The 10,687-nt window shown below is 74.2% G+C and carries 2 protein-coding genes; both read left to right on the top strand.

Translation table 11 applies throughout. The annotated features are described in order from the left end of the window. Nucleotides 1-11 precede the first annotated feature (11 nt). Nucleotides 12-5,783 carry an SDR family NAD(P)-dependent oxidoreductase gene (locus VNS22_RS14100; RefSeq protein WP_325733446.1) on the top strand — a complete coding sequence of 1,924 codons (5,772 nt, stop codon included), beginning with the start codon at nt 12-14 and terminating at the stop codon, nt 5,781-5,783. After that, on the top strand, nt 5,780-10,687 hold a 4,908-nt coding region (locus VNS22_RS14095; RefSeq protein ID WP_325733444.1), incomplete at its 3' end, for an SDR family NAD(P)-dependent oxidoreductase. The genes VNS22_RS14100 and VNS22_RS14095, both read left to right, overlap by 4 nt.

Genomic DNA, 10,687 nt, shown 5'->3' with positions numbered 1-10,687 from the left:
GCGGGCAGGGCATGCTCGGCCGTGCCTTCGCTGCCTGGCTGGTCGAGCAGGGGGCCCGCCACCTGCTGCTGGTCGGCCGCTCCATCGCCGAAGGCTCCTGGCTGAACGGCCTGCGCGCCGCCGGCGCGGAGATCCGCCTGGCCCAGATCGACCTGGCCTCTGTGGATGCCGCGCCCCGGCTGACCAGCCTGCTCAATCGTCCAGTTGCCGGCCTCGTTCACGCTGCCGGTAGTGTCGAGGGCAGGGCCGGAGAACTGGTCGCCGCCAAGCTCGCGATCGCCCGGACGCTGGCGGAGGCAGCGGCGGCGCATCGCCCGGACTTCTTCCTGCTGGCGTCGTCGGCGGCCGGCACCTGGGGCGTGCGCAACAACCCGGGCTATGCCGCCGCCAACGCTGCGCTGGATGCCTGGGCGGCCGGGGCCCGGGCGCGGGGGCTGCCCGCCACCAGCCTAGCACTCGGCCGCCTCGCCGAGACCGGCCTGCTGGCGGCGGACGAAGCTGCCGCCCTGGAGGCGGCGGGCCTTCAGGCCCTGCCGTTGCCGGCAGTCTGTCGCGCCGGTCTGGACGCGGCGGCGGCCGGCCTTGCCACGCTTGTGCTGGCACGGGTGGACTGGACCCGCTTCCTCGGCACGATCGAGGCGCGGCGCCGCCATCCCTTGTTCGACCGGCTACGGCCGACGGCGCTGCCGGTGAGCACGCAGGCAGATGCCGGACGCCCGGCGCTCCGGCCGGCCCAGGATCTGCGCCAGCTCGTTGCCGAGCTGCTGGGCCATGCCGATCCCAACCGGCTCGATCCAGAGCGTGGCCTGTTCGAGCAGGGACTCGACTCCCTGATGGCGCTGGCCCTGCGCCGCCGGCTGGAGGAGTTGTCCGGCCGGCCGGTGCCGGCCTCCGTCCTGTTCGCGCATCCCTCGGTGGCAGCATTGGAGCGCTGGCTGGCGGGGGAGGCCAATGCGCGGTCCGCGGCACCCGTGGCGGAAAGCGGCGACGCCATCGCCATCATCGGCATCGGCTGCCGCTTCCCCGGCATCCACGGCCCGGATGCGTTCGCCGAAGCCGTGTGGGCCGGGATGGACCTGATCCGCGAGGTCCCGCCCGAGCGCTGGCCCATCGACCAGTGGTACGACCCCGATCCGGCCCGGCCCGGCCGGATCGCCAGCCGCTTCGGCGGCTTCATCGCGGATGTCGACCGGTTCGACGCCGGCTTCTTCGGGATCAGCCCGCGCGAGGCGGCGCAGATGGACCCGCAGCAGCGCCTGCTGCTCGAGACCGTCTGGGAAGCGCTGGAGCATGCGGTGATCGCCCCGGACCGCCTCCAGGGCAGCGCCACCGCGATCTATGTGGGTGCTACCGGCAGCGACTATGCGGCGCTGGCCCGCAAGGCCGGTGCCGCCAGCCTGGACGGCCACAGCCTGACCGGCCAGCCGAGCAACACCCTGGCCGGGCGGGTCGCCCACCTCTTGGGCACGGAAGGCCCGGCGGTGGTGGTCGACACCGCCTGCTCCTCCTCGCTGGTGGCCTTCCACTTGGCGGTGCGGGCCCTGCGCAGCGGCGAGGCGAGCCTCGCCATTGCGGCCGGCGTCAACCTGCTGCTGGCGCCCGAAGGCTCGGTGATCCTGTCGCGCGCCGGCCTGCTGGCACCGGACGGGCGCTGCAAGACCTTTGACGCTGCCGCAAACGGCTATGTCCGCGCCGAGGGCTGCGGCGTCGTGGTGCTCAAGCCCCTGGCCCAGGCGCTCGCCGACGACGATCCGGTGATCGCGGTGGTGCGTGGCAGTGCGGTGAACCATGACGGCCGCAGCTCCGGCTTCACCGCCCCCAACGGGCTGGCCCAGGAGGCGGTGATCCGCGCCGCCCTGGCGGATGCCGCCATCCAGCCGGAAGCGATCGGCATGATCGAGGCCCACGGCACCGGGACGAAGCTCGGCGACCCGATCGAGCTCGACGCGCTGGCCAACGTATTCGGGGATCGCACCGCCCCGCTCCTGGTAGGCTCGGTGAAGACCAATTTCGGCCATGCCGAGGCTGCGGCGGGGATCGCGGGCGTGATCAAGGCGGCGCTGGCTCTGCGCCGCCCGAGCATCCCGCCGCATCTGCACTTCACCCGCCTCAACCCGCACGTGGCGGCGAACGCCACGCCGATCCAGGTGCCGACCGCCGCCATCCCCTGGCCGGTCGACCCACCGCGCGCCGGGATCAGCGCGTTCGGCGCCAGCGGCACCAACGCCCATGTCGTGCTGGAAGCACCGCCGGCACGCCCGGCTGCCCCGGCGGCAGGAAATGACGGCCAGCTGCTCGTGACCGGTGCCACGCCCGAAGCCGTCCGCCGGCTGGGCCAGGCGCTCGCAGCACATCTCGCGCGCCATGCAATCCCGTTCGCTGACGCCTGCCACAGCATGGCGGTCGGCCGGGCCAGGTTCGCCTGGTGGGCGATCGCCCGCACCCCCGCCGAGCTGGAGCACCTGGAACCGTCCGACCGGCCGCTGCCGGATCTGCCGCCCACGCGTGGCAGCCGTATACCGCTGCCGACCTATCCCTTCGCCCGCGAGCGCCACTGGCTCCCGGACATCGCGGAAGCGGTCGCCACGCCCGTGCTGGGCACGCCGCAAAGGATTGCCGGCACCGGGCTCACCGTCCGCATCGGCCGCCTGACCCAGGACCTCGACTGGATCCGCGACCATCGGGTCGACGGGAGCACGATCCTGCCCGCCACCGGCTTTCTCGCCTTGTGCGCGGCGGCGGGGATGCCGGTGCTGCAGGATGTCGAGCTCCTGGAACGGCTGGACGTGCCCGCGGACGGACGCGACATCCAGCTGGTCCAGGCGGAAGGGGGACAGGTCGAGCTGTTCGCCCTGTGGGGCGATGACTGGCGCCGTACCTGCAGGGCGCGCCCTGTCTCGCTGCCGGATGCTCCTCCGGCCCCGGCAGCCCCACAGGCTACGGACGTGCTCGACGCTGCCGGCCACCAGGACGAGCTGTCCCGGCGGGGCTTCACCTTCGGCAGCGCCTTCTGCCGGATCCAGACACTGCGCCGTTCCGAGGGCTTGGCCGAAGCCGAACTGGCTGCCTCCCCTGCGGCCACGGCGCTCCAGCCGGACCCGGCGCTGCTGGACCACGCCCTGCAGACCCTGACCTCGCTCCTGCCGCAGGAGGAAACCTGGCTTCCCGCCGCGATCCGCGGGTTCGGCTGGGTCGGCGGCACTGCCAGCCAATGCCGTGCCCGGCTGGTGCGGCTCGACCGGGAGGATGCGACCGGCGAGGCCTGGCTGCTCGGCCCGGACGGCCAGACCGTCGCATGGTTCTCGGGCGTGCGCTTCCGCCGGATCGGCAGCCGGCACCGCAACTGGCTGCACGAGCTGCGCTGGCGCCCGACCCCGGACGACCTCGCCTTGCCCGGCCCGGGCTGGCATGTCCTGACCCGGGACGCCGGCCCGGTGCCGGAGGATGCGGCGGGCGTGATCGATCTGCGGCCGATCACGGCAGCGGACCCGCGCTCCTGCCTGCGCGAGACGGCCGAGCTGGTCCGGTCGCTGGCCGGCCGGGCGCACCCGCCGCGCCTCCTGCTGGTGAGCCGCGGTGCCGCGGCAGCCCCGCCGGTCCTGCCGGGCGAGCCGCCGGCAGCCGCCATTCTGGCCGGTCTGGTGCCGACGGTCGCCGCCGAGCACCCGGAGCTGCGCTGCGCCTGGATCGATCTGGATCCCGCGGACGACCGCCTGCCGGACCGGCTGCTGTCCGCTCACCCGTGCCTGGCGCTGCGCGGCGGCACGCCCTACCTGCCGGAACTCGTCCGCCTCGCGCCATCCATGGATGGCGCCCGCCATCTCCGCGCCGGCATGGCCGGCAGGCTGGAAGAGCTGGAACTGGCGCCATTCGAGCCGCGCCCGCCAAGCGAGGGCGAGGTGCAGGTCCGCATCCTGGCGAGCGGCCTGAACTTCAAGGACACATTGGTCGTCCTGGGCCGGGCTGCCGGCGACGCGCTGGGCCTGGAGGCGGCCGGCGAGGTGATCCTGGCCGGCGCAGGCGTCCAGGATCTGGCGCCCGGTGACCAAGTCCTCCTGTTCGCGAGCGGTGCCCATGCCAGCCAGCTCACCCTGCCGGCCAGCCGCTGCATCCGCCTGCCGGACGGTCTCCTGCCGGAGGCCGGGGTCACCCTGCCGATCGCCTTCCTCACCGCCTGGCACGGACTGATCGAGCTGGCCCGGCTGCAGCCGGGCCAGCGTGTCCTGATCCATGCCGGTGCCGGCGGGGTCGGCATGGCGGCGATCCAGCTCGCCCGCTGGCGGGGCGCCCGAATCTTCGCCACCGCCAGCCCGGGCAAGCAGGCGTGGGCACGCCACTTCGGCGCCGAAGCCACCGCCTCCTCGCGCGACACGGGCTTCGTCGCCGCCGTGCGGGAATGGAGCGGCGGGGTCGGCGTCGACCTCGTACTGCATGCCTTGGACAGCGCCACCGCGGCGGCGTCCGCGTGCCTGCTGCGCGAGGGCGGCAGCTTCATCGAGCTCGGCAATGCGCCCGCACCGGACCTGCCATCCGGTGCCCGACACTTTACCTATGATCTGGAGCAGCCGCTGGCCGCCGATCCTGGCTGGTTCCGCACGCGGATGGGCCAGATCCTGGACCTGCTTGCCGCCGGCATCATCCAGCCGCTGCCACGCAGCGAGGTCAGCCCGGCCGTCGCGGGCGAAGCGTTCGCCGCGCTGGCGCAAGGTCGCACGGTGGGCAAGACGGTGCTGGTCTGGCCGGGGCACCGCATCCAGGGCGGCACCTGGCTGGTCACTGGCGGGACCGGCGCCGTGGGCGGGGCGCTTGCCCGGATGCTTCGGGACCGGGGGGCCACCCGCATCGTCCTGGCCGGCCGCCGCCCCCAGCCCGAAAGTGACTTTGAGACCGTGGCGCTCGATGTCGGCGACCGGGCCGTCGTGGCGCGCCTGCTGGCCGAGCTGCCGGATCTGCGCGGCATCGTCCATGCCGCCGGCATTGTCCAGGACGCGCCCCTGGCCCGCCTCGACGACGCAGGCATCGCCGCCACCTTCCACGCCAAGCTGGAGGGCGCCCGCCATCTGGACGTGCTGACCCGCCATCGCCAGCTCGACGCCTTCGTGCTGGTTTCCTCCACGGTCGCCCATACCGGTGCCGCCGGCCAGGGCGCCTATGCCGCCGCCAATGCCTGGCTGGAAGGCCTCGCCCGGGCGCGTCGCGCCAACGGCCTGCCGGCCACGGTGCTGGCCTTCGGCCCCTGGCAGGGCGGGATGTTCGCCGCGCTCGCCCCGCTGCACCGCGACCGGCTGCTGGCGACGGGCTACCGGGCCATGCCGCCCGATGCCGCCGCGACCGCCGCCCGGGCAGCGCTGGCGGAAGGCGGAGGGCTGACCCTGTTGATGGACCGGCAGGACGAGCGGCCGCCGGAACAGGCTCGAGCCGCGGCGGGCCTGCGCATGCGGCTGGAGGAAGCATCCGCTGACCAGCGCACCGACCTGCTGACCGGCGCGCTGGGCGAGATGGCCTGCCGCCTGCTGGGCTTTGCCGGGGGCACGCGGCTCGACCGCGGGCGGGCCCTGCGCGAGCTGGGCCTGGATTCCCTTCTGGCGGTGAGCTTCCGCAACGAGCTGGCGCAGGCCCTGGCGCTGGACCTGCCCGCCAGCCTGGCCTTCGACTATCCGACCCTGGAGGCATTGGCGGCGCATCTCCATGGGCTGCTGTTCCCCGAGGGAGACGAGTTGGACCGGCTCGTGGAGGACGATCTCGCCGCCCTGCTCGCAAGCGAGCTGGAGACCCCCGCTTGAGCGAGCCCACGCCCGACACCCGCGAACTGCTCAAGCGCGCCCTTCTGGAGATCCGCAGCCTGAAGGGCCGGCTCGCCACGCTCCAGGGCGAGCTGCGCCCACCGGTCGCGGTCATCGGCATGGCCTGCCGCTTTCCCGGCGGCGCCGACGATCCCCACTCGTTCTGGGACATGCTCCTGGCCGGCCGCGACCCGATCGGGCCGGTGCCGCCCGGGCGCGCCGCCAGCGACGGCCCGCCGCTGGGTGGTTTCCTCGACGACGTGGAGAGCTTCGACCCGGCCTTCTTCGAGATCACGCCGCGCGAGGCGCAGGCGATGGACCCCCAGCATCGCCTCCTCCTGGAGACGAGCTGGCAGGCGCTCGCCGATGCCGGCCTCGATCCGACGAGCCTGCGTGGCAGCCGCACCGGCGTGTTCGTGGGCCTCGCCACCAACGACTTCGCCCGCCGCACGCTCGGCAGTGGCGTCGACCGCTTCTATGGCAGCGGCACCAGTCCGGCCGTCGCCGCCGGCCGGATCGCCTATGCGCTGGACCTGAAGGGGCCCTGCCTCACCCTCGATACGGCCTGCTCCTCCTCGCTCACCGCGGCGCATCTGGCCGTCCGGGCCCTGCGCGCCGGCGAGTGCGATCTGGCCCTGGTCGGCGGGGTCAGCCTGATGCTGTCGGAGGAGCTCAGCCGGAGTTTTGCCGAGGCCGGCATGCTGGCGAAGGACGGCCGCTGCAAGAGCTTCGATGCCGCCGCGGACGGCTATGGCCGCGCGGAAGGGGTGGGCGTGGTGGTGCTGCGCCGCCTCGCCGATGCCGGGGCGGAGGGCGACCGGGTCCATGCAGTGATCCGCGGCTCGGCGGTGAACCAGGATGGCCGCAGTGCGGGCCTCACCGCGCCCAACGGCCCGGCCCAGATGACGGTGATCCGGGCAGCCCTGGCCGATGCCGACCTCGCCCCCGACGCGATCGACCTGATCGAGGCGCATGGCAGCGGCACGCCGCTCGGCGACGTGATCGAGGCGCAGGCGCTGGCCAGCGTGTTCGCCGGGCGCAGCCGGCCGCTCCTGGTCGGCACGGTCAAGAGCGTGATCGGTCATGCCGAGGCCGCGGCCGGCATGGCCGGCCTAATCAGGGCGGTCCAGGCGCTCGTCCACGACACGGCACCGCCCAATCTTCATTTCCGGCAGCTGAACCCGGAGATCCGCACGCCCGGCCTGGACTTCCAGGTCCCGACCCGGCCGGTGTCGGGCATCGCGCGCGTCGGCGTCAGCTCGTTCGGGTTCAGCGGCAGCAATGCCCATCTGGTGCTGGAGCGGGCCCCGCCTGCCGCCGGAAGCACTAGATCCGCCCTCTCGCCGCCGGTCTTCCGCCGCCAGCGCTTCCCGCTGCCGGGGGCGCCCGCGCCTGCGCGGCTGCTCCATCCGGACGACCCGCTCCTGGCCGGCACGGGTGGGCTGGCCCATCTGGGCGTGCTGCTGCACCTGCTGCCGCAGGCGGGCCGCCTGGAGGCGATGCGCTTCGAGCAGCCGCTCCAGGTGGACACGCCCCGCGAGGTCCGCTGGCGCCAGGCAGGCGGCGAGACGCTGCTGGAGAGCCGGGAGGAGGCAGGCGCTGCCTGGACCGTCCATCTGGCGGCGCGCAGCGCAGCCAGTTCTGCCCTGGCGCCGCCAGTTCTGCCCCTGCCCGGCGGGGCCAAGCTGACCGCCGACCAGCTCTATCGCCGCATCGAGGCGGCAGGCTTCCGCTACGGCCCGCAGGCACGCTGCCTGGCCGAGATCCGCATCCATGGCGACGACTGCGCCACCGGCACGCTCCTGCCCGGCCTGACGCTGGGGGAGCCGGGCGTCATCGAGGCTGCCGCCCAACTCCTCTATGCGCTCGCACCCGATGTCGAACGCCGCCCGCCCATGCTGGCCGGCTGCGCCGCCTTGAGCCGTGCGGAACCGGATGCCACGGCGGACCGGGCCTGGCTCCGGATCCGGGAGGGGGGCGGCGGCGTCATCACCGCGGATTTCGGCGTGCTCGGCGCCGACGGCACGCCTCTGGCGCTGGTGGAAGGGGCGCGGTTCGCCCGGCGGCAGGGCCTGCTCGAGCGGTTCGGCCAGGAGATCGTGTGGGACAGGCTGTCGCCCCCCGCTTCGCCCGGTACCCCCAGCGCCGTCATCGGCAGCAGCGACCTGCCCTGGCCTACGGCCGGCTCGGTCGAGCAGGCCCGCAGCCTGCTCCAGGCGGCCGCCGACCCGCTCCTGCTGGCGATCGCCCCGGAGCTGGACCCCAAGGCTGCCATCGCCTGGCTCGGCGAACTCGTGCGCGGCCTGGAAGGGGTGCAGGGCCGCCTGCTGGTCGCCACCCAGGGCGCGGTCGCGACCGGCCGTGGCGTGGAATGGCCGGGCAGCCTCGGCGGTGCCGCCCTGTGGGGGCTGGCCCAGGCGATCGGTGCCGAGCAGCCCGAGCGCACCTGCCGGCTGGTCGATCTCGACCCGGCCAAACCAGTTGCGGCCCAGGCCGACCTGCTGGCGCTGGAATGCCGGGCTGCCGATGCGCGCGAGGTGGCATGGCGCCATGGCCGCCGCCTTGCCCGGCGGTTGCGCCCGATGGCCGGAATCGAGGCTGGCCCACCCGCCCGCGCCGTCCTGCAGGCCACGGGCGCGCCGCCGCAGATCGGCTGGGAGCCGCACCAGCCGAGCGGCGAAGTGCCGGCCGGCCATGTCCTGGTCGAGGTGGTGGCAGCCGGCCTCAACTTCCGCGACCGGCTGGTGGCGCTGGGCCTGCGCCCGGCCGACCTGCCGCTCGGCGCCGATCTGGCCGGGACCGTGCGGGCCACCGGCGCCGGGGTGACTGGCCTGCTGCCCGGCGATGCGGTGGTGGCGCTGGCGCAGCCGGCCCTGTGCGACCAGGTACTGGTCCCCGCTGCTTTGGTCCGGCCGGCGCCACTGACGGATCTGGTGGCGGCAGCGACCATGCCCCTGGCCTATGCCACTGCCCTGGCCGCCTGCGGGGAGGTGGAACCCGGCAGGATGGTGCTGGTGCATCAGGCTGCCGGTGCCACCGGCCTTGCGGCCGTCGAGGTCGCACGCGCCGCCGGTGCGACCGTGCATGCGACCGCCAGCACGGCGAAGCAGCCTGCCCTGCAGTCACTCGGCCTGGAGACACTGGCCGACAGCCGCGACCGGGCCAGCTGGCTGCCGGCTCCCGTCGATCTGGCGATCGGGGCATTCGGTCCGGCGCTGGCCGAGGAACTGCCGGCCAGGCGAATCGTCGACCTGACCGGGACCGGTGAGCACGGCTTCGACCTGGACAGGCAGCCCGACGCGGTGCGCGCCGCCTGCCTGGCCAAGCTCGATGTGTTCCCGGCATTGCCCTGCCGCCCGGTGGCACGCGCCGACCTGGCCGAGGCGATCGCCGCGGTGGGTGAAGGAATCGGCCGCAGCGTCCTGGTCCTGCGCGAGCCGCCCCGCGTCCGGATCGAGCCACGCGCCAGCTATCTCGTCACCGGTGCCGCCGGTGCGCTGGGCCAGCGGGTCGCGCGCTGGCTGGCGGCCGAGGGCGCAGCGCTCGTCGCGATGCTCGATCTGGCCGAGCCGCCAGCGATGCCCAACGGTCTGGCGGTCCGGGCCGACCTTTGCGATGAGGCGGCAATGGCGGCCCTGATCCGCCGGATCGACACGCCCGAGCATCCGCTGCGCGGCGTGTTCCATGCGGCGGCGGTCGTTGAGGACGGCCCGGTCGCCAGCCTGGACCCGCAGCGGATCGCGAGAGTCCTGGACGCCAAGGTCGGCGGCGCCCTGGTCCTGCATCGCCTGACATCCGGGCGCCGGCCCGGCCGGGACCGGCTCGACCATTTCGTCCTGTTCTCCTCGATCGTGAGCCTGCTGCCCTCGGCCAGCCAGGGCGCCTATGCCGCGGCGAACGCGGTGCTCGACCGGCTGGCGCAGGAGCGGCGGGCCATGGGCCTGGCCGGGCTCAGCCTCAATCTCGGCCCGGTCGACGCGGGCATCGGCCAGCGCATGGGCGAGCGCGCGCACGAGGTCTGGCAGCATCACGGCATCGGCCGGCTCGATGCGGATGCCCTGGTGGCAGCCCTGCCGGAACTGCTGGCCACGCCTTTTGCCCAGCGCGCCGTGGTCGACATCGACTGGGCCGTCTATGGCGGGACCGGCCGGGATGCTCCCTGCACCGTCCAGACCAGCCTGGACATCGCCGGCCTGCAGGCGCTGCTGGCGCCGATCGTCGGCGTCGCACGGCCCGAGCTGCTCGACCCCGACGCGCCCCTCCTGTCACTCGGCATCGATTCGCTGATGGCGGTCGAGTTCGCCCAGGCGATCGGCCGCGCATCCGGCCGGCCCGTGCCGCGGACCTTCGTCTACAGCCATGCGAACCTGCGGGCCGCCGCCGAGACGCTGCAGCGGCAGGCCGCCCCGGCCATTGTCCAGGCCAGCGCCCGGAACACCCCGGCAGCCGCGCCGGCCAGCGAACTCGACCTGCTGGCACCCGCCTGGATCGCCCTGCCTGCCCCGTCGTCCGCCGGTCCGGGTGGCTGGCGTGTGCTGGGCGAGAGCAGCTGCGCTGCAGCCTTGCGCGAACGTCTGCCGCCCGGCGACGACCTGCTCGACCTGCGGCCCCTGGACGGTCCGCCGGACGGGAGCGAGACCCGGCGCTGCCGGTTGCTCGAGCAATTCTCCGCCGAACTGCGCCGCTGCCTCGGCACGTCGGCCAGGATGGTCTGGGTCTGCTGGGAGGGAGACACAGAAGCAGAACTGCTCGACGGGCTGATTGCCACCGCACGGACCGAGTATCCGGGCCTGCGGCCGCGCCGGATCCTCCTCCCTGCCCGGCTCGCCGATCCGGCGGCGGCGCTGGCTGGCGAACTCGGCCGGGAGGGCCATGAGCCGGTCGTGCTGCTGCAGGACGGCGTC

The sequence above is a fragment of the Geminicoccus sp. genome, assembly GCF_035556675.1.
Classification (GTDB): domain Bacteria; phylum Pseudomonadota; class Alphaproteobacteria; order Geminicoccales; family Geminicoccaceae; genus Geminicoccus.
Note: the sequence above shows the minus strand (reverse complement) of the source record. Positions and strands in the feature narration are given on the sequence as shown.

Excerpts from the sequence above, each read along its gene's own strand:
- VNS22_RS14100 (WP_325733446.1), top strand. The coding sequence starts at position 12 with ATGCTCGGCCGTGCCTTCGCTGCCTGGCTGGTCGAGCAGGGGGCCCGC.